Here is a 22,818-nt window from a genome sequence, read left to right as displayed (position 1 = left end):
CGGCCCGTGTGCCCCGAGGCGCGGGCGGACGGGTCAGCCGCCGATGGTGGCGGGCCAGGGCAGGTCGACGCGGACGGTCTTGCCGCCCTCCTGGGTCGGGACGACCGTGAACCGGCCGCCCTGTTCGGCGGTGAGCCAGCGGACGATGGCCATGCCCCGGCCGTTGTCCTCCTGGACCGCCGCCGGGAGCCGTCTGGGCCACCGCGGGTGGCTGTCGGTGACACCGAGCCGCAGCCGCTCGTCCTGGTCGAGCGCCATGGAGACGGTGAAGGTCGGCGAATGGCCCTGGGTGTGCTGGACGGCGTTGGTGACCAGCTCCGAGATGATCAGGCGGACGGTGTCCGCCGCCTCGGAGTCCGCCGGGAGACCCCACTCGGTGAGCACGGTCAGGACGTGGGTGCGGGCGGCGGAGACCGAGGCCGGATCGCTCGGCAGAGTGACGGTTGCTTCGTGGTGGTCTGCCATGGCTGCGTCGCCCTTTCCTCGGAGCCGGTCACGGCCCCCTGGACGGATGAACTCGGGGCGTGGCGGGACCGGTTGCCTCCACGTCAGACTGCCACTGTGTCGTCCGTCACGTAGGCCGATCCCCCAAGATATGCATATATCTGTCGCTCGATGCGGTGAACTCTGCGACGAGCGGCCGTATCCGGCCCCTCCCCCGGGTGTGCCATGGGCGGCGTCGCCCGCACCGAACCGGCCACCGGAAGGAGACGCGCATGCCGAACGGACCCGCCGTGCGCCGGCGCAAACTCGGAGCCGAGCTGAAGGCCCTGCGCGGCCGCGCCGGACTCACCAGCGGCCAGGCGGCCGGACTGCTCGGCTGGCACCAGTCGAAGGTGAGCCGGATCGAGACCGCCCGCAGCGGGGTGAAGCCCGAGGACGTGCGCCGCCTGCTCGACGCCTACGACGTACGAGAGCCGAGGCTGCGCGAACTGCTGGTGGCGCTGGCCGGCACCGAGCAGGACGGCGAGCACCGGCACTGGTGGCACCGGTACCGGGGCGTACTGCCGCCGGAGTACCGGGACTTCATCAGCCTGGAGTCGCAGGCCACGCGGATGCGGACGCTGGAGACCTCGGTGGTGCCGGGGCTGCTCCAGACCCCGCGGTACGCCCGCGCGGTGACCCGGGCGTCGCTGGCCGGGGTGGACCAGGCGCGGGTGGACGCGCTGGTGGAGGTGCGGCTGGCGCGTCAGGAGGTGCTGCGGGCCGAGCGGCCGCTGGAGCTGAGCGCGGTGATCGACGAGTCGGTGCTGCACCGCACGATCGGCGGCCCGGGGGTGATGCGCGACCAGCTGGCGGCGCTGCGGGAGGCGGCCGCACTCCCCCATGTCGTGCTCCAGGTGCTGCCGTTCACCTCCGGTGAACACATCGGCCTCACCGGCCCTTTCGTTATCTTCTCTTTTCCGAACACGAACGATCTGGATTTGGTCGTTCTTGACCACCTCACGAGTAGTCTCTATCTGGAGCGGAAAGAAGACCTCTCGGCATACGCCGACGCCTTCGCCTCCCTCCAGGCGCGGGCGTTGTCAGCAGAGGACTCGCTGCTTCTCCTCGCCGAGAGGCACGACGACGGCCCGTAAGGAGGCGCCGTGACCGCACAGCCTCGGTACGTCCCGGTCAGCAGCTCACTGCAAGGCGTCCGGTGGCGGCGCAGCAGCCGCAGCACCGGGATGAACAACTGCGTGGAGACCGCCGAGCTCACCTCGGGTCCCCACGCGGGTCTGCTCGCGGTACGGGACTCCAAGAACGCCCCCGGCCCCGCGCTGCTCTTCTCCCCCGCCGCCTGGCGGGGCTTCGTCATGGCCCAGGGCCCCGGCCCCGCCTGACGACCCGGCTCCTCGCGGCCCCGCCTCCCCCCGCTCAGCGGGCGGCAGGCGGGGCCGTCCGCGTGAGGACGGACAGGGCGCGGTCGAGGTCGGCGGGGGTGAGGTCGGCGCGGGCGGTCAGCCGCAGCCGCGAGATGCCGTCGGGTACCGACGGGGGCCGGAAGCAGCCGACCGCCAGGCCCTGTTCGCGGCAGCGCGCGGCCCAGTCGGCCGCCTCCTGGGCCGAGGGCGCGCGCACCGAGACGACGGCGGCGTCCGGCCGGGCGGCCTGGAACCCGGCGGCGGTGAGCGCCTCGTACAGGGTGCGGGCGGTGCGGCGGACCCGGGCGGCGCGGTCCGGTTCGGCGCGCAGCAGGCGCAGGGCGGCCAGCGCGGCGCCTGCGGCGGCCGGGGCGAGGCCGGTGTCGAAGATGAAGGTGCGGGCGGTGTTGACGAGGTGGTCGATGACGGCGGCCGGGCCGAGGACGGCGCCGCCCTGGCTGCCCAGCGACTTGGAGAGGGTCACGGTGACGACGGTGTCGGGTGCCCCGGCCAGCCCGGCGGCGTGCGCGCTGCCCCGGCCGCCCTCGCCGAGGACCCCGAGGCCGTGGGCGTCGTCGACGAGGATGCCCGCGCCGTGCTCCCGGCAGGCGGCGGCGAGCGCGGCGAGCGGGGCGGCGTCGCCGTCGACGGAGAAGACCGCGTCGAAGACGCCGACGGCCGGGCCTTGGCGGGCGGCGAGCGCCTTGCGGACCGCGTCGGGGTCGGCGTGGGCGACCACCTCGGTGGTGCCCCGGGCCAGCCGGCAGCCGTCGATGAGCGAGGCGTGGTTGGAGGTGTCGGAGACCAGCAGGGTCCCGGCGGGGGCGAGCGCGGTGACCGCCGCGAGGTTGGCGGCGTACCCCGAGGACAGGACGAGGGCGGCCTCGGCGCCGCAGAACGCGGCGAGTTCCCCCTCCAGTTCGGCGTGGAGCGCGGTGGAGCCGCTGACCAGGCGGGAGCCTGTGGCGCCCGCGCCCCAGCGGCGGGCGGCTCCGGCCGCCGCGTCGGTCACCTCCGGGTGGCGGGCGAGGCCGAGGTAGTCGTTGCCCGCGAGGTCGAGGGTGTCCGAGGCGGCGGGCCTCGGGCGCAGGGCACGGGTCAGCCCGGCCTCCGCGCGGCGGGCGGCCGCCTCGGCGGTCCAGGCGAACGGTCCGGCAGGTCCGGGGGTGGGGTGGGGCATGGGCCGTCCTCAGCGTCGCCGGGGCAGGGCGGCGGGGCCGCCGTTTGTGAGCAGTGCACAGACACTAGCCGGTCGGAAGCGGGGGCATGGTGTGGTAATACCCACAGCACTTTCAGGGGGCGTTGTAGGAAGTCTCCTTGGCCCGGGACGGCCCCGTGCGTCAGGATCAGCCGCATGGATCTCCTGAAGACGCTCGTGGACAAGGGGCTTCGGCGTGAGCTGCCGACCCGTGACGAGGCGCTGGCGGTGCTCGCCACCTCCGACGACGACCTGCTGGACGTGGTGGCCGCGGCGGGCCGGGTGCGCCGTGAGTGGTTCGGCCGCCGGGTGAAACTGAACTACCTGGTCAACCTCAAGTCCGGGCTCTGCCCCGAGGACTGCTCGTACTGCTCGCAGCGGCTCGGCTCCACGGCGGGCATCCTCAAGTACACCTGGCTGGATGCCGAGGAGGCGTCCAAGGCGGCCGCCGCGGGGCTCGCGGGCGGCGCGAAGCGGGTCTGCCTGGTGGCGAGCGGCCGGGGCCCGACCGACCGGGACGTCGACCGGGTCTCGAAGACCATCGAGGCGATCAAGGCGGACCACGAGGACGTCGAGGTCTGCGCCTGCCTCGGGCTGCTGTCGGAGGGTCAGGCGGAGCGGTTGCGCGCGGCGGGCGCCGACGCGTACAACCACAACCTGAACACCTCCGAGGCGACTTACGGGGAGATCACGACCACCCACACCTACGCGGACCGGGTGGACACCGTCCAGCGGGCGCAGGGCGCGGGTCTGTCGGCCTGTTCGGGGCTGATCGCGGGGATGGGCGAGAGCGACGAGGACCTGGTCGACGTGGTCTTCTCGCTGCGCGAACTGGACCCGGACTCGGTGCCGGTGAACTTCCTGATCCCCTTCGAGGGGACGCCGCTGGCCCGCGAGTGGAACCTCACCCCGCAGCGGGCGCTGCGCATCCTCGCCATGGTGCGGTTCGTCTGCCCGGACGTGGAGGTGCGGCTCGCCGGCGGCCGCGAGGTGCACCTGCGCACCCTCCAGCCGCTCGCCCTCCACCTGGTCAACTCCATCTTCCTGGGCGACTACCTGACCAGTGAGGGCCAGGCCGGCCAGGCGGACCTGGAGATGATCGCGGACGCCGGGTTCGAGGTGGAGGGCGCGGGCACCACGACGCTGCCCGCGCACCGCGCCGACGTGCCGGCGGGAGGCTGCGGCGGCCACGGGTCCGCCGAGGACTCCGGCGCGCCGGCGCACGCCTGCGGCTCCGGGGCCTCCGGCGGCTGCGGTCCGTGCGGCGGCGCGGACGCGGAGCCCGAGGTTCCGGCCGCCAGGGAGGCGGGCGAGGCCCGTACCGACCTGGTGGCGGTGCGGCGCCGGGGCGCGGGAACGGACGTCGCCCCCAATGCCTGAGTGCACCCACACCCTGCCGTCCGCCGGGGCTTTCCCGGCGGACCCGGCGGGACTGCTCGCCCTGGACCGGCGGCACGTCTGGCACCCGTACGGCCCGATGCCCGGCTCCTCCGACCCGCTGGTGGTGGACTCGGCCTCCGGGGTGCGGCTGCGGCTGGCCGAGCCCGTCGAGGGGGTGGCGGAGCTGGTCGACGGCATGTCGTCCTGGTGGGCGGCGGTGCACGGGTACCGGCACCCGGTGCTGGACGAGGCGGTCCGCGACCAGCTGGGGCGGATGAGCCACGTCATGTTCGGCGGGCTCACCCACGAGCCGGCCGTACGGCTGGCGACCCGGCTGGTGGAGCTGGCGCCCGAGGGCCTGGAGCACGTCTTCCTCGCCGACTCCGGGTCGGTCTCGGTCGAGGTGGCGGCCAAGATGTGTCTTCAGTACTGGCGTTCGCTGGGGCGGCCGGAGAAGCACCGGCTGATGACCTGGCGCGGCGGCTACCACGGTGACACCTGGCAGCCCATGTCGGTCTGCGACCCCGAGGGCGGCATGCACGACCTGTGGTCCGGGGTGCTGCCCCGGCAGGTCTTCGCCGACGCGCCCCCGGACGGCTTCGACACCCCGCCCGGTGAGGCGTACACGGCGCACCTGTGGGAGACGGTGGAGCGGCACGCCCACGAGCTGGCCGCGGTGGTCGTCGAGCCGGTGGTGCAGGGGGCCGGGGGGATGCGCTTCCACTCCCCCGCCCTGCTGCGGGTGCTGCGCGAGGCGTGCGACGCCCACGACGTGCTGCTGGTCTTCGACGAGATCGCCACCGGCTTCGGCCGCACCGGCGCCTTCTTCGCGGCCGGGCACGCCGGGGTCTCCCCCGACGTGATGTGCGTGGGCAAGGCGCTGACCGGCGGTTACCTCACGCTGGCGGCGACGCTCTGCACCGGCCGCGTCGCGGCGGGCATCGCCCGGGGCGAGGTACCGGTACTGGCCCATGGCCCGACCTTCATGGGCAACCCGCTGGCCTGCGCGGTGGCCAACGCCTCCCTCGACCTGCTCACCGGCCAGGACTGGCAGGGCGAGGTGGCCCGCGTCTCGGCCGGCCTGCGCGCCGGACTGGCCCCCGCCGCCGCCCTGCCCGGGGTGGCGGACGTACGGGTGCTGGGCGCGATCGGCGTGGTCCAGCTCGATCACCAGGTGGACGTGGCGGCGGCGAGCCGCGCCGCGGTGCGCGAGGGCGTGTGGCTGCGTCCCTTCCGCGACCTGGTGTACACGATGCCGCCGTACGTCACCGGGGACGCGGACGTCGCCCGGATCGGCCGGGCGGTCTGCGCGGCGGCCGGGGCGGGTTGAGCCGTGCCCCGGACGCAGGGGTACGTGACGAGGACAGCAGCCAGGTGGGAGCGGAGCGATGACGGTACAGGTGGTCACGGGGACCGGCACGGAGATCGGCAAGACGGTGGTGACGGCGGCGCTGGCCGCGGCCGCCCTGGCGGCGGGGCGGAGCGTCGCCGTCCTCAAGCCGGCCCAGACGGGGCTGCTGCCCGGTGAGCGCGGCGACGCCGACGAGGTGGCCCGCCTCGCCGGTCCCGTCACCGCCGCCGAACTGGCCCGTTTCCCCGACCCGCTGGCCCCGGCGACGGCCGCCCGCCGGGCGCGGGCGGTGCCGGTGGGCCCCGAGGAGGTCGCGGAGGCCGCCGCCAAGCTGGCGACCGAGCACGACCTGGTGCTGGTCGAGGGGGCGGGCGGTCTGCTGGTCCGCTTCGACGAGCGGGGCAACACGCTCGCCGAGGCGGCCCGGCTCCTCGCGGCCCCGCTCCTCGTCGTGGTCCCGGCGGCCCTCGGCACCCTCAACGCCACGGCCCTGACCGCCGAGGCCGCCCGCGCCCGGGGCCTGGAGCTGACCGGCACCGTCATCGGCGGCTGGCCCGGGGAGCCGGGGCTCGCCGAACGCTGCAACACCGAGGACCTCACCGAGGCGGCGGGCGCACCCCTGCTGGGCGCCGTCCCGTGGGGCGCCGGGTCCCTCAGTCCCGAGGCGTTCCGGGCGGCGGCCCCGAAGTGGCTGGCCCCCCAGCTGTACGGGCGGTGGGACGCGGAGGGGTTCCGGAAGACGTGGGCGGCGGGCTGAACGGGCCGCGCGTCCCGCCGTACGCCGGTCATCCGCGCAGCCGCTCCGCCCACGGATGCGGCCCGTACGTCTGCTCGATCGTCCCGGCCAGCCAGCGGCGCTGCCCGGCCGTGAGGACGGGCAGCGCCGCCGTGAAGTCCTCCTCGTCCTTGGGGCGGCGCGCCTTGGCCTTGTAGTGGAGCTGCACCTCGGGGGCGAGGAAGGGCACGCCCTCGGGGGTGGTCGCACCCAGGGTGTCGAGGGGCCTGCGGACGCGCGGGTCCCGGCGGGAGACCCAGTGGCCGTCCTGGGCCTCGTCCAGCATCAGCTGGACGCGCCAGGGAGCGTCGGGCCCGGGCCTGCACCAGACGTCGTGGACGCCGGGCGGCAGGATCTCGCCCGCCGCCCACGGCCGGAGGGCGCCGGGCGGGTCGGCGGCCCACCACTCCCAGCCCGCTAGGGCGCGCTGCGCCGCCAGCTGGTCCTCGCGCAGCAGCAGCACGTCGATGTCGGCGTGGGCGCGGAAGGCGCGGCCGACCGCCAGCTCGACGGCGTACCCGCCCGCGATCCACCAGGGTTCGCACAGGGGTGAGAAGAGCGACGCCACCTCCGTGACGGAGGCCGGTTCCCACGCGCCGTACGGCGCTTCGATGCGCTGCATCTCCTCGTTCCCTCCAGGTCAGTCGGGGTTCCCCAGCCGGAGTTCGCGCCCCCGCCACCGCGCGCGCAGCCAACGGTCGTGGCTGGCCATCACCACCGCGCCCGGGCCCGGGTCGAGGGCGGCTTCCAGTTCGTCGCTCAGGCGCGGCGAGAGGTGGTTGGTCGGCTCGTCCAGCAGGAGCAGTTCCGGGGGACGGGCGACCAGCAGGGCCAGGGCGAGCCGTCGCCGCTGGCCGACGGACAGCTCCGCGACCGGCCTGTCGAGGTCGGCTGCGGCCAGCAGGCCGAGCTGCGACAACGGTACGGCTTCGGCCCGTTCGGCACCGAGGGCTTCGGCGTAGACGGTCCGCGCGGTGCGCTCCGGGCGCCGGAACCGGGTGTCCTGGGCCAGCAGCCCGATCCGCAGGCCGGGGCGGTGCCGCAGCTCGCCACCGGGGTCTTGCCGACCCGCGAGGACGGCAAGGAGCGTGGACTTGCCGGTGCCGTTGCCGCCCGAGACCAGGAGCCGGTCACCGGCGGCCACGTCGAGCCGGGGAAGGGAGAGCCGTCCGGGCACCCGCAGGTCGCGCACGGCCACCAGCGGGCCGTCCGCCGGGTCCGGTGGCGCGGTGGCGGCCGGTCCGGCGAAGCGCAGGCTGAGCACCGGCGGGGGCGCGGCCACCTGGCGGCGCTCCGCCAGCTCCAGGCGCCGGTGCGCGTCGCGGGCCCGCCGGGCGAGCTGTGTCTGGGCGCGGCCCGCGCGGTGGCCGTACCCCATCTTCTCGTTGTCGGGCCGGTCGCGGCCGGGGACGGCCCGCCCGCCGGAGGTGTCGGCCGCCCGGCGCAGCAGGGCCAGTTCCTCCTGCTCCTCGGCGTACCGCCGCTCCCAGCGGGCGCGTTCGGCGCGCCGGCCGGCGAGGTAGGAGGAGTAGGTGCCGCCGTGGCGGACCGGGCCGCCGGGCACCGGGTCGAGGTCGATCAGGTCGGTGCAGACGGCGTCGAGGAAGGCCCGGTCGTGGCTGGCGGCGACCACGGTGCCCGGCAGCTCCCGCAGCCGCTCCTCCAGGAAGGCGGCGGCCTCGTCGTCGAGGTGGTTGGTGGGCTCGTCGAGCAGGAGGGCGGTGGGGCGCCGCACCAGCAGCGCGGCGAGGGCGAGGCGTCCGCGCTGCCCACCGGAGAGGGAGGCGAGGCTCCGTCCGTGGTCGAGCGCGCCGAGGCCGAGCCCGGCGAGGACGGCGGCCGCGCGGCGGTCCGCCTCCCAGACCTCCTGCCGCTCGGCGTTCTCCAGTTGCCGCCCGTAGGCGGCGAGCAGGGTGGCGTACTCCGGCGCGTCCTGCGGTGTGGTCTCCAACAGGCCGGTGAGCCGGTCGAGTTCGGTGAGCGCGGCGCGGGCCTCGCGCAGTGCGCCGTCCACCACGTCGGCGAGGGTCGACGCCGGGTCGTGCGGCAGCTCCTGGTGAAGGAAGCCGAGATCGGCGGGGCGGACGACGTGGCCTGAGTCGGGCCGGTCGGTGCCGGCGAGCAGGCGCAGCAAGGTCGACTTGCCGACGCCGTTCTCGCCGATGAGGCCGATGCGGTGGCCCGGGGCTGCGGTGAGACAGACGCCGTCGAGGACGCGACGGCCGCCGAGGACGCGGACGAGGTCGTGGGCGAGGAGGGCGGGTTCTGGCACGGGTTCGGTTCTCCACCTGCGTGAGCGGTTGTGGGCCCGCGGGGCGTGCGGCCTCGGCGCGGGCCGGTCGGCAGGCGGCGGTTCACACCTCGGGGGCGCCCGTCTCCGTGAGGCGGCCGTCGGCCAGGTACAGCCACCGGTCCACGCCGATCTCGGCGAGGAACCGTTCGTCGTGGCTGACCACCACGAACGCGCCCCGGTAGGCGGTGAGTGCGGTCTCCAGCTGGCCGGTGCTGACCAGGTCCAGGTTGTTGGTCGGCTCGTCCAGCAGCAGGAGCTGCGGGGCGGGGTCGGTGTGCAGGACGCAGGCGAGGGTGGCGCGCAGCCGCTCGCCGCCGGAGAGCACGCCGACCGGGAGGTGGACGCGGTCGCCGCGGAAGAGGAAACGGGCCAGCAGGTTCATCCGCTCCGCCTCGGTGATGCCGGGGGCGTACGCGGCGAAGTTCTCGGCGACGGTACGGTCGAGGTCCAGCAGGTCGAGCCGCTGCGTGAGGTGGGCGACGCGGCCCCGGGCGTGGCGCGCCTCGCCGCTCTCCGGTTCCAGGGTGCCGTCGAGCAGACGCAGCAGGGTCGACTTCCCGGCGCCGTTCGGGCCGGTCAGGGCGATGCGCTCGGGTCCGCGGATCGTCAGGTCGAGGCCGTCGCCGGCGAAGAGCTGCCGGCCCCCGTGGCCGACGCGCAGCCGCTCGCCCTGGAAGACCGTCCGTCCTGCGGGGACCTGGGTGTCCGGCAGCTCCAGGACGATCCGCTGCTCGTCGCGGACGGCGCGCCCCGCCTCGTCGAGCCGGGCCTTCGCCTCGCCGAGCCGGGCGGCGTGGGTCTGCCCGGCGCGTCCGGCGGACTCCTGCGCGCCGCGCTTCATGTTCCCGGCGAAGATCTTCGGCAGTCCGGCGCTCTTGAGGTTGCGGGCGGCGTTGCTCTGGCGCCGCTCCGCCCGTTCCCGGGCCTGCTGGAGTTCGCGCTTCTCCCGCTTGAGCTCCTGCTCGGCGCTGCGGACGTTCTTCTCGGCGACCTCCTGCTCCCCGCGCACGGCCTCCTCGTACGCGGTGAAGTTGCCGCCGAAGAAGCGCACCCGGCCGCCGTCCAGTTCGGCGATCCGGTCCGTCCGGTCAAGGAGCGCGCGGTCGTGGCTGACCAGCAGCAGGCAGCCGTTCCACTCCTCCAGTACGCCGTACAGGTGGCGGCGGGCGTCGAGGTCGAGGTTGTTGGTGGGTTCGTCCAGGAGCAGCACGTCGGGGCGGCGCAGGAGCTGGGCGGCGAGGCCGAGGGAGACGGTCTGGCCGCCGCTGAGGGTGGCGAGGCTCCGGCCCAGGGCGAGGTGGCCGAGGCCGAGCCGGTCGAGCTGGGCGCGGGTGCGCTCCTCGATGTCCCAGTCGTCGCCGATGCTGGTGAAGTGCTCCTCGCTCACGTCGCCCGACTCGACGGCGTCGAGGGCGGCGATCACGGGGGCGATGCCGAGCACCTCGGCGACGGTCAGCTCCTCGGCGAAGGGGAGGTTCTGCGGGAGATACCCGAGCGTGCCGCTCACCTGGACGCTGCCGGAGCGGGGGCGCAGCTCTCCGGCGATCAGCCTGAGCAGGGTGCTCTTGCCGGCGCCGTTCGGGGCGACGAGGCCGGTACGGCCCGTGCCGACGGTGAAGGACAGGCCGTCGAGGACGGGGGTGTCGTCCGGCCAGGCGAACGAGAGGTGGGAAACGGTGACGAAGGCGTCGGACATGCGGCGGACCTCAAGGATGTGACGCGGGTACGCGAAGGCGCTGCCCCGCGGAGAACGGAGAAGAGGGAACGACGGCATGGCCACGGCGGCAGTACGGCGCTGAGCGCCCGCCGGTGGCCGTCAGCTCCGGGTATCACCCGGAGATGTCGTCGTCACCCGCCATGTCTGGTCTCCCTGAGGTGCGAGGGCCGCCGCCTGTGGGGCGCGGCTCCTCCGGAAAAGTCCCGTCCACCGTAACAGCCGGGTCCGCGGCCGGCACAGGACCGCGGCCCGCGCGCCGCCGGCGCCCGGCTCGGGGTCAGAGCGACTTCACCCAGCGCCGCCAGTGGTCCTCGCGGTGGTACCCGGACGCCTCCCAGGCCCTCTGCGCCCGCTCGTTGACCTCCAGCACCATGGCGTCGACCCGCCGCCCGCCCAGCTCCCGGAAGCGCCGCTCGGCCGCCTCCAGCAGCCGCCCCGCGATCCCCTGCCGCCGGTGGTCGGGGTGGACGGCCAGCCGGTAGGCGGAACACCGCCAGCCGTCGAAACCCGCGATGACCGTGCCGACGAGTTCCCCGTCCCGCTCCGCGAGGATCAGCGCCTCCGGGTCCCGCGCGATGAGCCGGGCCACGCCGGCGGGGTCGTCGGTGATGCTCTTCCCCTCGGCGGCCTTGCCCCAGAAGGCAAGGACGGCGTCGATGTCGCGTTCGGCCGCTGGACGGGGGATCAGTTCCATCGCCAGAGTGGATCACGGGGGCCGGGGCATCGGCCACCGAGTTCGTGGGGGGGGGAGCCTGGCCCTCTGTGTTCGACGGCCGGAGCGGCCCGCGCGGTAAGGGTTTGGTGAAGAGGCCGACGGCCGGGCGCGGTCCGGAGGTAACTCGGTCCAGGCGACCGGGGCCCGACGCTCCCGGCGTCGTACCGGTGCGGCTACTTCGGGGGGCTCGATGCGTCAGGCGCGGGACAGGGAAGCCGTGGACCGGCTGGCACGTGCCGTGCTGGCGAGGCCGGAGCTCAACGACGGGGTGCGGGTCGACGGGCGCGCGGAGCTGGAGCACTTCCCGCTGGTCGCCGCCGCCTTCCACGCCGCTCCGCGCGGAGGCCGGGGAGCCGGGCGGCGGGACGAGGCCCTGGGTTTCGGGGTGGGGGAGGTCGGCGTGGCCGTCACCACGCTGGTCCTGGTGGTGGTCACCGACGCGCTGACCCAACTCGCCCACGAGCAGGCGCAGGGCGGGATCAGCCGCTTCCGTGGCTGGTTCCGCCGCGCGGTGCTGCGCCGGCCGGAGCTTCCCGGGGCCGCCGCCCCGGGGACCTCTCCGGCCGCGCTCACCCCGGAGCAGCTGCGCCTCGTCCACCGCTCGGCGGTCGGGCAGGCCCGCCGGCTGCGCATCCCCGAGGAGGTGGCGGAGAACGTCGCCAACGGGGTCGTGGCGGAGCTGGCGACGGCGCAGGCCGCTCCGGACGGGCCGGGCACCGGCGGTGAGTCCGGGGAGTGAGGGCGTGACCAGTACCGCCGACGCCACCGCCGGCCGGTTGCGGGACCCGTTCGCCGTGCCGTCCGGCACGAGCATGCGGTTCGCCCTGCTGGTGGTCACCACCAGCACGGTGATCATGCACTTCGTGGGCTCCCGGTTCGGCCCGGTGCCCGACGACGTCGAACAGCGCTACGCCCGCTACGCGGCCTGCTGGGAGGAACAGCACCGGGACAGCACCGGCCTGCCGTCGCCCGGCGGGCCGTCGGCGGTGGAACTCTGCGGCACCGACCCCCGCCAGGTCGACCTGTGGGTACCCCTGACCGGGCTCCTCGTCTTCTGGCTCGTCGTCCTGGCCGTCTACTGGCTCCTGCCGGCCTGGCGGGTCCGCCGGCGGCGCTACGCGCTCCTGGGCGAGGAGTCGGCCGCCCTCACGCGGGCGTTGGAGGCGCTGCGGGAGCGGACCGGCTGCGAACCGGTCCACTGGTACGCCCAGCCTCTCGACGTGCGGGTGTCCGCGCTCGCGTTCGGCCGCTCGGGCCGCCGCTGCGTCGTCCTCGGCGGCGGGCTGCTCGCGCTGCGGAACAGGCGGCCCGAGACCTTCGAAGCCGTGGTCCTGCACGAACTGGCCCATGTCCGCAACCGCGACATCGACCTCAGCTTCCTGACCATCATCAGTGCGCGCGTCAGCCTGCCCGTCCTCGCGCTGACCGTGGCCTCGGGGGTGCTCTGGGAGCTGCTCCACGGCCTGGGCGGGACCGGCTCCCTCGCGGCGGGCCTCTCCAACTCCCTGAAGGGGCTCTGCCTCGTCGTCGCGATGCCGCTCACCCGCCGGGCGGTGCTGCGCAGCCGCGAGTTCTACGCGGACGCCCGCGCCCGGCAGTGGGCCGGATCGCCGTCCGCCCTGCGCGCCCTCTTCGAGGTCAAGGAGGACCGTCGCCGGCTGCCGGTCCGGCTGCTGCGCGTACACCCGACGGCGCGGCAGCGGCGCGACATGCTCGACGATCCGGAGCCCCTGTTCCGCAGCGGCTTCTGGGAACTGCTCGCGGCCGGCTGTGTCCTGGGCGCCCTGTACACCGACCTCGCCACCACCTTCGTCCTCAACTCGGCCCTGGGACCGGGCGCGGAGACCGCCCGGGCGGTGCTCGCGGTGGGCACCCTCGGCCTGCTGCTCGCGGCGGTGGTCGCCTTCTTCACCCTGCGCCTCCAGGAGGGGTTCCCCGGCGGCCGCCCGGGGCTGCTCGGGGCGCCCGTGTGGGGGCTCGCCTGCGGACTCGCGCTGGGCGGCGGCGTGGTCAACCCGGGAGTGACCTTCGCGCTGGCCAGTGTCGGTCAGGTCGGCGCCGGTCTCCTGCCGTGGACGGCGCTGCTCGCCCTGGGCGGGTACGCGGCGGTCCGCTGGACGGCGGCCGTGCTGCCGTGGTGGCGGCCCGTCCTGCGCGGCCCGCGCGCCCGGGCGGGGTGGTGTGTCCTGTCGGTGGCGGCTGGCGCCCTGTTCGGGTGCGTCCTGGTGTGGCTGATGGAACTGATGGTCACCCAGGCGCTCATGGCCACGCTCCTCGGCGGGCGGGCCCCGGAACTGGTCTCCTTCCTCCTCGGCACCGCCTCGGACGCCGTCGTCCGGTCCCCCTTCCTCCTCTGCGCGGCCCTGCTGGCGGCGCTGATCCCGCTGCTCGGCCAGGCGGCACCGCCCGGCGCCCGGGCCGCCCGCCAGGCGCTCGGACGCACCGTGGCCGGCGCCCTGCGCGCGGGCCTGTGGCTGGCGGCGGCGCTGGTCCTGCTGGGGAGCGGCCCGCGCGTCCTCCCGGCGTACGCGGCGGTGGCGGCGCTGCTCGCCGTCCTCGCCGTCAGGACCGGCCGCCGTCCGCGCCCCGGCGGGCTGCCGTTCGCCCACGCGACGCTGGCCACCGTCCTCGCGGCCGCCACCGCCCACGGCGGCGCCGCACTGCTGCTCACCCTGGTGACACCCCGGGCCGCCCCGGCTCTGGGCGGCGTCCTGCTCGTGGGCAGCATCAGCGCCCTTTTGGCCGTGGGCGTCGCCGCCTGCGTCCCGACGGCCCGCCGGGGGACGCCTGCGGCCGGGTGACGGAGCCCCGGCTCGCCCCCGCCCGCGGCTTTTCTCCCGCTTTTGCTGGGGCTTTACTATGGGGGACGTTGTTCGATCTCCCCCGGTCCAGCCGCTCGGAGCGCTGCCGCGGGGCATCATGGGTTCATCCTCAAGAAAGGTGTGTGAGCGTCCGCCCATGGGCGAGCCTCCCAGTACCACGTACCTCCGCGTTCCCCGTCGCGCGCACCCCGCCTCCCTGGCTGATCATGGGACGGTGGTGACCCGATGACCGAAGTGCTCCTCCTGCTGCTCGCCATCGCGCTGGCCCTCGCCTGCGGCGCCTTCGTCGCCGCCGAGTTCTCGCTGACGACCGTCGAGCGCAGCACCCTCGAAGAGGCCGCGGACCGCGGCGAGCGCGGCGCCGCCGGCGCTCTCAAGGCCGTACGGCACCTCACCTTCCAGCTCTCCGGCGCCCAGCTCGGCATCACCGTGACCAACCTGGTCGTCGGCATGCTTGCGGAGCCGTCCATCGCGGTGCTGCTCGCGGAGCCGCTGCGCTCCATGGGCGTCTCGGCCGGAACCGCCTCCTCCGTCGCCCTGGTCGTCGGCACCGCACTGTCGACCGTGGTCCTGATGGTCGTCGGCGAGCTGGTCCCGAAGAACTGGGCGATCTCCGAGCCGCTGGCCGTGGCCAAGAAGGTCGCCACGCCGCAGCGGATCTTCAGCACCCTCTTCCGGCCGTTCATCACCCACCTGAACAACACGGCCAACCGGGCGGTCCGCCGGATGGGCATCGAGCCGGCCGAGGAGCTGGCCTCGGCGCGCGGCCCGCAGGAGCTGGTGGCGCTGGCCCGCCACTCGGCCAAGGCCGGGTCGCTGGAGGCGGACACCGCCGAGCTGTTCGTCCGGACCCTGAACCTCGCCGACCTGACCGCGGAGAACGTCATGACCCCGCGCGTCCAGGTGATGGCCCTGGACGCCCAGGCCACCTGCGAGGACGTCGCCAACGCCACCCGCGCCACCGGACTCTCCCGCTTCCCCGTCTACCGGGGCAGCCTGGACACGGTGGTCGGTGTGGCGCACATCAAGGACGTTCTCGCCGTCCCCGCCGAGCTGCGCGCCCGGCGGCCGGTGACGGAGCTGATGCGCGAACCGCTGCTGGTCCCCGAGTCGCTCACCGTCGACCGGCTGCTGGACCGGCTCTCGGGCCGCCGCACCATGGCCGTGGTCATCGACGAGTACGGCGGGACCGCCGGCGTCGCCACCCTGGAGGACATCGTCGAGGAGGTCGTCGGCGAGGTCCGCGACGAGCACGACCCGCACGAGACGCCGGGGCTCGCCCCCGCCGGCGAGGACGAGGAGGGCCGCACGCTCTACTCGGCCGACGGCGCCGCCCGCACCGACCACCTGGCCCGGATCGGGCTGAAGGTCCCGGAGGGCCCCTACGAGACGCTGGCCGGGCTGGTCGCCACGGAGCTCGGGCGCATCCCGGCCGTCGGTGACCACCTGACCGTCAAGGGCTGGAACCTCGACGTGGTGGACGCCTCCGGGCGCCGGGCCGCGCGGGTGCTGCTGCACATGCCCGCCGACGCCGGGTCCGCCGAGGAGGACGAGCGATGATCGCCGTACAGCTGCTGATCGGCCTCGCGACGCTCGTCGTGAACGCCTTCTTCGTCGGCGCCGAGTTCGCCCTGATCTCGGTCCGCCGCAGCCAGATCGAGCCGCACGCCGAGGCGGGGAACAAGAGGGCCCGCAGCGTGCTGTGGGGCCTGGAGCACGTCTCGCAGCTGCTGGCCGCGGCCCAGCTCGGCATCACCCTGTGCACCCTGGTGCTGGGTGTGGTGGCGGAGCCGGCCATCGCCCATCTGCTGGAGCCGCTGTTCGACGCGGTCGGCGTGCCGGTCGCGCTGGGCCACACGCTGTCGTTCGCCATCGCGCTGACGGCCGCGACCTACCTGCACATGCTGCTCGGCGAGATGATCCCGAAGAACGTGTCGCTGGCGGAGCCGGTGCGCAGCGCGCTGCTGCTCGGCCCGCCGCTGGTGGCGCTCTCCCGGGCGCTGCGTCCGGTCATCTTCGCCATCAACGCCTTCGCCAACCTGCTGCTGAAGCTGCTGCGGGTGGAGACCAAGGACGAGGTGTCGGCGAGCTTCTCCGACGACGACCTGGCCCGCATGGTGAAGGACTCCGGGGACGCCGGGCTGCTCGACGACCGGGCCACCGAGCGCCTGCACGACGCGCTGGAGCTGGGCCGCCGCCCGGTCAAGGACGTGGTGCTGCCGCTGGAGCGGATCGTCTACGCGCACATCGGTGTCACCCCCGAGGAGCTGGAGCGGCTCTCGGCCGAGTCGGGCTTCTCGCGGTTCCCGGTGGTGGACGACGGCCGCCGCATCGTCGGCTACCTGCACGTCAAGGACGCGCTGGACGCCATGCCGCGCGACCTGCCGTTCCGGGTGCCGGACATGCGTCCCATCCCCCGGGTGCGCGAGGCCACCCCGATGGACGACGTGCTGACCGCGATGCGCGGCAGCCGCACCCATCTCGCCGCGGTCCTCGGCGCGGACGGCCGGCTGGCCGGTCTGGTCACCATGGAGGACGTCCTCCAGGAGCTGTTCGGCCGCACCCCGGCCTGACCCGTACGCCGGTGCCGGGGTCCCGCGCGGACCCCGGCACCGGCGCTTTCCCACCCGGCCGCATACCAACGGGTATGCCGGTGGCGCGCCGCCGCGGACCGCGCAGTACGATCGCTGGCGCCATGCAGACAGATGCCACTTACACCAGCCTGGTCGCGATCGGCGACTCCTTCACCGAGGGCATGTCCGACCGGCTGCCGGACGGCTCCTACCGGGGCTGGGCGGACCTCCTCGCCGCCCGCCTCGCCGAGCGGACCCCCGGTTTCCGCTACGCCAACCTCGCCGTACGCGGGAAGCTCATCGGCCAGATCGTCGAGGACCAGGTGGACGCCGCCGCCGCGATGAACGCCGACGTGGTGACCCTGGTCGGCGGACTCAACGACACCCTGCGCCCCTCCTGCGACATGGACCGGGTCTGCGGACTGCTGACCGAGGCCGTCGAACGGCTCGCCCCCAGCTGCGGCACCCTGGTGCTGATGCGCAGCCCGGCCCGCAACGGCCCCGTCCTGGAACGGTTCCGGCCCCGCATGGAGGCCCTCTTCGCCCACCTGGAAGGGCTGGCGGAGCAGCACGGGGCGCGCCTGGTCGACCTCTACAGCGCGCCCTCGCTGAGCGATCCCCGGCTCTGGGACGTGGACCGGCTGCACCTGAACGCCGAGGGCCACCGCCGGGTCGCCGAAGCGGTCTGGCAGGACCTGGGGCTGGAGCCCACCGGCGACTGGGCGGCGGCCCTGCCGGTCGCCACTCCCCCGGGCTGGCTGCGCCGCCGGGGCGCCGACGTGATGTTCACCCGCCGCCACCTGGCCCCCTGGATCGGCCGCCGCCTCACCGGCCGCTCCTCCGGCGACGGCCGCCACGGCGCCCACATGGACCCGGCCACGGCCACCGCCTTCTGGGCCACGCCCGCCGAGGGTGCGGCCCCCGGCCCGGTCCAGGGCTGGCGCCGCCTGGACCCGGCCGACACCCAGCGCGACTGAGCGAGAACGCCCGGGCGGCCGGGCCCCGGGGACACCCCCGGGGCCCGGGCGCTTGGGCTTTCCTACGAGTGCGGCCAGGCGCGAGCCTCACACTTTGCGCCAGTAGGATGACCGGTGTGACTGCAAAGCCCCGCATCCCGAACGTCCTGGCCGGCCGCTACGCCTCCACCGAACTGGCCTCCCTCTGGTCCCCCGAGCAGAAGGTGAAGCTGGAGCGGCAGCTCTGGCTCGCGGTGCTCCGCGCCCAGCGCGACCTGGGTGTGGAGGTGCCCGAGGGCGCGATCGAGGACTACGAGCGGGTCCTCGACCAGGTCGACCTCGCCTCCATCGCCGAGCGCGAGGCGGTCACCCGGCACGACGTGAAGGCCCGCATCGAGGAGTTCAACGCCCTCGCCGGGCACGAGCAGGTCCACAAGGGCATGACCTCGCGCGACCTCACCGAGAACGTCGAGCAGCTCCAGGTCCGCCTCTCCCTCGAACTGGTCCGGGACCGCACGGTCGCCGTCCTGGCCCGGCTCGGCAGGCTGGCGGGCGAGTACGGCGAGCTGGTGATGGCGGGCCGCTCGCACAACGTCGCCGCCCAGGCCACCACCCTCGGCAAGCGCTTCGCCACCGCCGCCGACGAGCTGCTGGTGGCGTACGGCCGGGTCGAGGAACTGCTGGAGCGGTACCCGCTGCGCGGCATCAAGGGCCCGGTCGGCACCGCCCAGGACATGCTGGACCTGCTCGGCGGCGACGCGGCCAAGCTCGCCGAGCTGGAGGGCCGGATCGCCGGTCACCTCGGCTTCGGCCAGGCGTTCACCTCGGTGGGCCAGGTCTACCCGCGCTCGCTGGACTACGAGGTCGTCACCGCGCTGGTGCAGCTGGCCGCCGCTCCCTCCTCGCTGGCGAAGACCATCCGGCTGATGGCCGGCCACGAGCTGGTCACCGAGGGCTTCAAGCCCGGTCAGGTCGGCTCCTCGGCGATGCCGCACAAGATGAACACCCGCTCCTGCGAGCGCGTCAACGGCCTCATGGTCATCCTGCGCGGCTACGCCTCGATGACCGGCGAGCTGGCCGGCGACCAGTGGAACGAGGGGGACGTCTCCTGCTCGGTGGTCCGCCGGGTCGCGCTGCCCGACGCCTTCTTCGCGCTGGACGGCCTGCTGGAGACCTTCCTGACGGTGCTGGACGAGTTCGGCGCGTTCCCGGCCGTGGTCGCCCGCGAGCTCGACCGGTACCTGCCCTTCCTCGCCACCACCAAGGTCCTCATGGGCGCCGTCCGCGCGGGCGTCGGCCGGGAGATCGCCCACGAGGCGATCAAGGAGAACGCGGTCGCCTCCGCGCTGGCCATGCGCGAGCAGGGCGCGGAGCGCAACGAGCTGCTGGACAAGCTCGCCGCCGACCCCCGGCTGCCGCTCGACCGCGAGCAGCTGGCGGCCCTGATGGCCGACAAGCTCTCCTTCACGGGCGCCGCCGCCGACCAGGTCAACGCGGTGGTGACCGCCGTCGAGAAGGTCACCCGGCGCCACCCGGAGGCGGCCGGCTACGCGCCCGGCGCGATCCTGTGACCCCCGCGCCCGCCGGTCCGGCCGGTGCCCGCGCACCGCGAGGACCGGCGGGCGCCCGCCCCACCCCCGAGGAACTGGCCCACGTCCGTGTCCCGGACGTGGTGGGCCCGGGGCTGCGGGTGCTGTTCTGCGGGATCAACCCCGGTCTGCTCACCGCCGAGACGGGCCACCACTTCGCCCGCCCCGGCAACCGCTTCTGGCCGGTGCTGCACCGCTCGGGCTTCACCCCGCGCCGCTTCGCCCCGGCCGAGCAGCACCTCCTGCCGGAGCTGGGCCTCGGCATCACCAACGTGGTGGCCCGCCCCAGTGCGCGGGCCGACGAACTGACCGCCGAGGAGTACCGCGAGGGCGGCACCCTGCTGACCGCCAAGGTGGCGCGGCTGGCGCCGCGTTGGCTCGCGGTCGTCGGGATCACGGCGTACCGGGCGGCGTTCGGCGAGCGCCGCGCCGTGGTGGGCCCGCGGGAGCGGACGGTCGGGGGCGCCCGGGTCTGGGTGCTGCCCAACCCGAGCGGGCTCAACGCCCACTGGTCGGTGGAGGCGATGGCCGGGGAGTACGGGCGGCTGCGGGAAGCCGTGGACGCGTCCCCGGCCCGCTGACCGCCGGGCGGCTCACACCGAGGCCAGCACGGCGAACAGCGCGATCGTGGGCACCAGGAAGGCGACGGCCCCGGTCGTCAGGCCGACCAGGCACCGCCCCCGGGACCGCCGCTCCCCCTTGGCCAGGCCGACGGTGCCGTACACCACCGCGATGGCGCCGCTGATCAGGCCGAGGATCATGACGAAGGGGACCGCGGCGAAGCCGAGAGCGACGCCGAGCAGGCTGACGGGGCCGATCACCGCCGCCAGGCCGCCGTGGGCGAGGTCGGGCTCGGTCGCGGTGCTGGTCATGGCTGTGGGCTCCCCCTAGGGCGGGTCGACGGCGGTGGCGAGTGCCAGCAGGCGCAGGGGCTGCTCGGTCTCCCGCTCGGCGGTGCCGAGCGCGATCCAGCGGTCGGGGCGGCGCCAGAGCAGCACGTCCGGCACGGAGGCGCACAGCGAACGCCAGGGCTCCTCCACCACCTCGCCGGTGCCGGCGATCCGCGCCTCCTCGGCCCGGAGGAAGGCGCTCCAGAGGCTGACGTGCTCGGCGGGCCCCCAGCGCACCTCCAGCACCACCGCGAGGGCTTCCCGCAGCGCGGCGAACTCCTCGGCCACGGCGGCCCGTTCACCCGCCGGAGCACCCGAACGGGCCAGCAGGGCGAGGTGGAAGCCGGGCCCCGTACTCCCCTCGGGGGCGCTGCGGACGGAGCCCTCGTCCACGAAGGGCCGCGCGCACAGCTGCTCCAGGGTCGCCAGGTGCCGAGCGGTACTCATACGGTCCAGTAAACCGGTCGCCGCCGACAGCCGGACCACCGGCTCCCGGAGCGGCGCGGCCCCGCGCGCGGGCCGGGGACGGGAAAGTGGCACAGTGTCAGACTCCGCTTCCGCGGGGACGGCGCGTACCAGACCTCGCAGCCGGGGGCCCGGCACAGTACGATCCGGCCAACACGGGCACGAGCAGGGAGGACCAGCGGTGGGACGCATGACCGGCGGAGACCCCTCGCTGCTGCGCCGCATCAACTCGGCCGTGGTGCTGCACGCGCTGCGCGGTACGGAATGCGCCACGCTCACCGAGATCACCCGCGTCACCGGCCTGTCCCGGCCGACCGTCGAGGGGGTCGTGGAGGGGCAGATCGAGGCGGGTCTGGTCGTGGAGGTGGCGGCCGAGGAAGGCGCCGCACGGCGTCAGGGACGGCCCGCGCGGAGGTTCCGGTTCCGGGCGGAGGCCGGTTACCTGCTGGGGCTCGAGATCGGTTCGCACCGCGTGTCGGCGGTCCTCTCCGACCTCGACGGCCGGATTCTCGGCACCGCCCAGAAGGCCGTCCTCGCCTCCGCCCCCGCGGACGAGCGGCTGGAGCGGCTGCGGGCCACCGTCGCGGACCTGCTGCGCCGGACAGGTGTGTCGCGGCAGGGGGTCCGGGCGGTCGGTGTCGGCAGCCCGGGCATCGTGGAGGCCGACGGGACGGTCCGGCTGGGCACGGCGCTGCCCGAGTGGACGGGACTGGAGCTGGGGGAACGGCTGCGCCGGTCGTTCCGCTGCCCCGTGCTGGTCGAGAACGACGCCAACACGGCGGCCGTGGCGGAGCACTGGAAGGGCGCGGCGGCCGGTTCGGACGACGTGGTGTACGTGATGGCGGGGCTGAGCCCCGGCGCCGGTTCGCTGATCGGCGGCCGGCTGCACCGGGGGTTCGGCGGGGCGGCCGGCGAGATCGGCGCCCTGCACCTGCTGGGGCGCGGGGAGACCCCGGAGACCCTGCTGTCGACCAACGGCGAGCCGCTGCACCCGCTGGACGAGCAGGCGGTGGCCGCGGTCTTCGCCGACGCCCGCGACGGCGACGCCCAGGCCCAGGCGGCCCTGGACCGCTTCGTGCGGCGGCTGGTGCACGACGTGGCGGCGCTGGTGCTGGCGCTCGACCCGGAGGTGGTGGTGATCGGCGGCTGGGCGGCCGGACTGGACGGCGTACTGGAGCCGCTGCGCAAGGAGCTGGCGCGGTACTGCCTGCGGACTCCCCGGGTCGCGCTCTCCGTCCTCGGCGAGGCCGCGGTGGCCACCGGGGCGCTGCGGCTCGCGCTGGACCACGTCGAGGAGCAGCTGTTCGCGGTGGAGACCACGGTGACCGCCCGGCGCTGACCGGCGCACCCTGCGCCACACGGCGCACGGCCGCCGGGAGGAGTCCTGGCGGCCGTGGCGGGGAGCGGGGCGGGGTCAGGAGGCCTGGCGCTCCGGGGTGTGGTGGATCTCGACGCCGTCCGCGCCGAAGGTGAGGCGGCAGGTGTCGGCCCGGTAGGTGGCCAGGGAGACTGCGGCGGTGCCGCCGGCGCCGAAGTAGCGGGTGGTGACCACGAGGACGGGCGCACCGGGCAGCCGGTCCAGGGCGCGCGCGTCGTCGGCCCGGGCGGAGCCCAGTTCGACGGAGCGGTCCTGGCCCTCGAACTCCGTCCTGCGCAGTTCGCGCAGGACGGCGCGGGCCCGGGCGGGGCCGGCCGGGGCGTCTATGGCGGTGAGGTCCGGCACCGAGGAGGCCGGGATGTGGACCAGGTCGGCGGCGACGGGCTGGCCGCCGGTCACCCGGGTGCGGCGGACGATGTGGACCGGCTCGTCCTTGGCGATGCCGAGCAGCTCGGCGACGGCCGCGGGCGCCGTGGCACGGTCGCTCTCCTCGGCCTGCCAGGCGTCGCCCGGCGCGCCGGGCCAGCCCAGCTCGGCCGAGCCGACGGCCACGCCGACGCGTGGCGGCGCGACGGTGGTGCCGACGCCCCTGCGGCGCTGGAGGCGCCCTTCGAGCTCCAGCTGCTCCAGCGCCTGGCGGAGCGTGGCCCGCGCGACGCCGAAGCGCGCGGCGAGGTCGCGCTCGTTCGGCAGTACCTGGCCGACGGCGAACTCGGAGTCGAGTGCCTCACTGAGCACGGTCCTGAGGTGCCAGTACTTCGGCTCCGGCACCGATTCCAGCTGCGTGGTCCCCACCCTGATCCTCCGCAATCGCCTTGTCCCGGCGGTGTTTTCCGTGCCCTTGTTTATTAAAGGTTCCTTCACTAACC

Annotated in this window: 22 protein-coding genes; 13 read left to right on the top strand and 9 right to left on the bottom strand. The window is 75.0% G+C overall.

All coding sequences use genetic code 11. The features are described from left to right. Nucleotides 1-33: 33 nt before the first annotated feature. Nucleotides 34-465, bottom strand: a complete 432-nt coding sequence (locus tag OIM89_RS27710; RefSeq protein ID WP_030695272.1) for an ATP-binding protein — start codon at nucleotides 463-465, stop codon at nucleotides 34-36. A 251-nt stretch (nucleotides 466-716) separates the two neighbouring features. Here OIM89_RS27710 and OIM89_RS27705 point away from each other — a divergent pair, with 251 nt between their 5' ends. Together OIM89_RS27705 and OIM89_RS27700 are read left to right on the top strand one after the other, a co-directional pair. Continuing rightward, the gene (locus OIM89_RS27705) at nucleotides 717-1,580 is read left to right on the top strand and encodes a helix-turn-helix domain-containing protein (RefSeq protein WP_175457339.1); all 864 of its coding nucleotides are present in this window, start codon (nucleotides 717-719) and stop codon (nucleotides 1,578-1,580) included. A 9-nt stretch (nucleotides 1,581-1,589) separates the two neighbouring features. Then, a complete protein-coding gene (locus OIM89_RS27700) occupies nucleotides 1,590-1,826 on the top strand; it encodes a DUF397 domain-containing protein (protein WP_030695270.1) in 237 nt (78 codons plus the stop codon). Between the two features lie 34 nt (nucleotides 1,827-1,860). Here the strand turns inward: OIM89_RS27700 and OIM89_RS27695 are convergent, their stop codons facing one another. Then, nucleotides 1,861-3,027 carry an 8-amino-7-oxononanoate synthase gene (locus OIM89_RS27695; protein WP_195731298.1) on the bottom strand — a complete coding sequence of 389 codons (1,167 nt, stop codon included), beginning with the start codon at nucleotides 3,025-3,027 and terminating at the stop codon, nucleotides 1,861-1,863. Nucleotides 3,028-3,201: 174 nt separating this feature from the next. On the opposite strand from OIM89_RS27695, the gene bioB reads away from it, so the two are divergent. Genes bioB through bioD form a run of 3 tightly spaced genes read left to right on the top strand, consistent with a single transcriptional unit; the run spans nucleotide 3,202 to nucleotide 6,533 of the window. Beyond that, nucleotides 3,202-4,425: a biotin synthase BioB gene (bioB, locus tag OIM89_RS27690; protein ID WP_047467718.1), complete on the top strand. Its 1,224-nt coding sequence runs from the start codon at nucleotides 3,202-3,204 to the stop codon at nucleotides 4,423-4,425. Then, nucleotides 4,418-5,755, top strand: a complete 1,338-nt coding sequence (locus OIM89_RS27685) for an adenosylmethionine--8-amino-7-oxononanoate transaminase (protein WP_047467719.1) — start codon at nucleotides 4,418-4,420, stop codon at nucleotides 5,753-5,755. Before bioB ends, OIM89_RS27685 begins: the two co-directional genes overlap by 8 nt. A gap of 58 nt (nucleotides 5,756-5,813) precedes the next feature. Then, nucleotides 5,814-6,533 carry a dethiobiotin synthase gene (gene bioD, locus OIM89_RS27680; protein WP_238469108.1) on the top strand — a complete coding sequence of 240 codons (720 nt, stop codon included), beginning with the start codon at nucleotides 5,814-5,816 and terminating at the stop codon, nucleotides 6,531-6,533. Nucleotides 6,534-6,561: 28 nt separating this feature from the next. On the opposite strand, the gene OIM89_RS27675 is transcribed toward bioD, so the two are convergent. The 4 genes from OIM89_RS27675 to OIM89_RS27660 form a co-directional block, all read right to left on the bottom strand. Next, nucleotides 6,562-7,173, bottom strand: coding sequence for a nucleotidyltransferase domain-containing protein (locus OIM89_RS27675; RefSeq protein WP_238469107.1), 612 nt, complete (start codon nucleotides 7,171-7,173; stop codon nucleotides 6,562-6,564). Between the two features lie 18 nt (nucleotides 7,174-7,191). Next, nucleotides 7,192-8,823, bottom strand: a complete 1,632-nt coding sequence (locus OIM89_RS27670) for an ABC-F family ATP-binding cassette domain-containing protein (RefSeq protein WP_264491702.1) — start codon at nucleotides 8,821-8,823, stop codon at nucleotides 7,192-7,194. A gap of 82 nt (nucleotides 8,824-8,905) precedes the next feature. Beyond that, entirely contained in the window at nucleotides 8,906-10,540 is a 1,635-nt protein-coding gene (gene abc-f, locus OIM89_RS27665; protein ID WP_264491701.1) for a ribosomal protection-like ABC-F family protein, read from the bottom strand. 298 nt (nucleotides 10,541-10,838) lie between these two features. Then, nucleotides 10,839-11,255 carry a GNAT family N-acetyltransferase gene (locus OIM89_RS27660; protein WP_264491700.1) on the bottom strand — a complete coding sequence of 139 codons (417 nt, stop codon included), beginning with the start codon at nucleotides 11,253-11,255 and terminating at the stop codon, nucleotides 10,839-10,841. A gap of 238 nt (nucleotides 11,256-11,493) precedes the next feature. Here OIM89_RS27660 and OIM89_RS27655 point away from each other — a divergent pair, with 238 nt between their 5' ends. The 7 genes from OIM89_RS27655 to mug all read left to right on the top strand — a co-directional run bounded on the left by OIM89_RS27655 (nucleotide 11,494) and on the right by mug (nucleotide 19,797). Then, on the top strand, nucleotides 11,494-12,015 hold the full coding sequence (locus OIM89_RS27655; protein ID WP_030695261.1) for a hypothetical protein: 522 nt from the start codon (nucleotides 11,494-11,496) through the stop codon (nucleotides 12,013-12,015). 4 nt (nucleotides 12,016-12,019) lie between these two features. After that, the gene (locus tag OIM89_RS27650; RefSeq protein WP_264491699.1) at nucleotides 12,020-14,077 is read left to right on the top strand and encodes a M48 family metalloprotease; all 2,058 of its coding nucleotides are present in this window, start codon (nucleotides 12,020-12,022) and stop codon (nucleotides 14,075-14,077) included. Nucleotides 14,078-14,323: 246 nt separating this feature from the next. Beyond that, the gene (locus OIM89_RS27645; protein WP_047467735.1) at nucleotides 14,324-15,658 is read left to right on the top strand and encodes a hemolysin family protein; all 1,335 of its coding nucleotides are present in this window, start codon (nucleotides 14,324-14,326) and stop codon (nucleotides 15,656-15,658) included. Beyond that, nucleotides 15,655-16,671 carry a hemolysin family protein gene (locus tag OIM89_RS27640; protein WP_030695257.1) on the top strand — a complete coding sequence of 339 codons (1,017 nt, stop codon included), beginning with the start codon at nucleotides 15,655-15,657 and terminating at the stop codon, nucleotides 16,669-16,671. The genes OIM89_RS27645 and OIM89_RS27640 overlap by 4 nt, the downstream gene beginning before the upstream one ends. A gap of 122 nt (nucleotides 16,672-16,793) precedes the next feature. Beyond that, a complete protein-coding gene (locus tag OIM89_RS27635; RefSeq protein ID WP_226964989.1) occupies nucleotides 16,794-17,648 on the top strand; it encodes an SGNH/GDSL hydrolase family protein in 855 nt (284 codons plus the stop codon). Nucleotides 17,649-17,755: 107 nt separating this feature from the next. Beyond that, the gene (gene purB / locus OIM89_RS27630) at nucleotides 17,756-19,198 is read left to right on the top strand and encodes an adenylosuccinate lyase (protein WP_030695255.1); all 1,443 of its coding nucleotides are present in this window, start codon (nucleotides 17,756-17,758) and stop codon (nucleotides 19,196-19,198) included. Then, entirely contained in the window at nucleotides 19,195-19,797 is a 603-nt protein-coding gene (mug, locus tag OIM89_RS27625; RefSeq protein WP_226964990.1) for a G/U mismatch-specific DNA glycosylase, read from the top strand. Before purB ends, mug begins: the two co-directional genes overlap by 4 nt. 12 nt (nucleotides 19,798-19,809) lie before the next feature. Here mug and OIM89_RS27620 read toward each other — a convergent pair whose 3' ends face one another. Further along, entirely contained in the window at nucleotides 19,810-20,088 is a 279-nt protein-coding gene (locus OIM89_RS27620) for a hypothetical protein (protein ID WP_030695253.1), read from the bottom strand. Nucleotides 20,089-20,103: 15 nt separating this feature from the next. Next, on the bottom strand, nucleotides 20,104-20,553 hold the full coding sequence (locus tag OIM89_RS27615) for a hypothetical protein (RefSeq protein ID WP_175458217.1): 450 nt from the start codon (nucleotides 20,551-20,553) through the stop codon (nucleotides 20,104-20,106). Nucleotides 20,554-20,752: 199 nt separating this feature from the next. On the opposite strand from OIM89_RS27615, the gene OIM89_RS27610 reads away from it, so the two are divergent. After that, on the top strand, nucleotides 20,753-21,910 hold the full coding sequence (locus OIM89_RS27610) for an ROK family protein (protein WP_030695251.1): 1,158 nt from the start codon (nucleotides 20,753-20,755) through the stop codon (nucleotides 21,908-21,910). A gap of 75 nt (nucleotides 21,911-21,985) precedes the next feature. Here the strand turns inward: OIM89_RS27610 and OIM89_RS27605 are convergent, their stop codons facing one another. Then, nucleotides 21,986-22,744: a GntR family transcriptional regulator gene (locus OIM89_RS27605; RefSeq protein WP_010639730.1), complete on the bottom strand. Its 759-nt coding sequence runs from the start codon at nucleotides 22,742-22,744 to the stop codon at nucleotides 21,986-21,988. Nucleotides 22,745-22,818: the final 74 nt, after the last annotated feature.

It is taken from the genome of Streptomyces sp. BI87 (assembly GCF_025957665.1).
Taxonomy (GTDB): Bacteria; Actinomycetota; Actinomycetes; order Streptomycetales; family Streptomycetaceae; genus Streptomyces; species Streptomyces albidoflavus.
The sequence above is the reverse complement of the archived record's forward strand: the minus strand, read 5'-3'. Positions and strand labels throughout refer to the sequence as shown.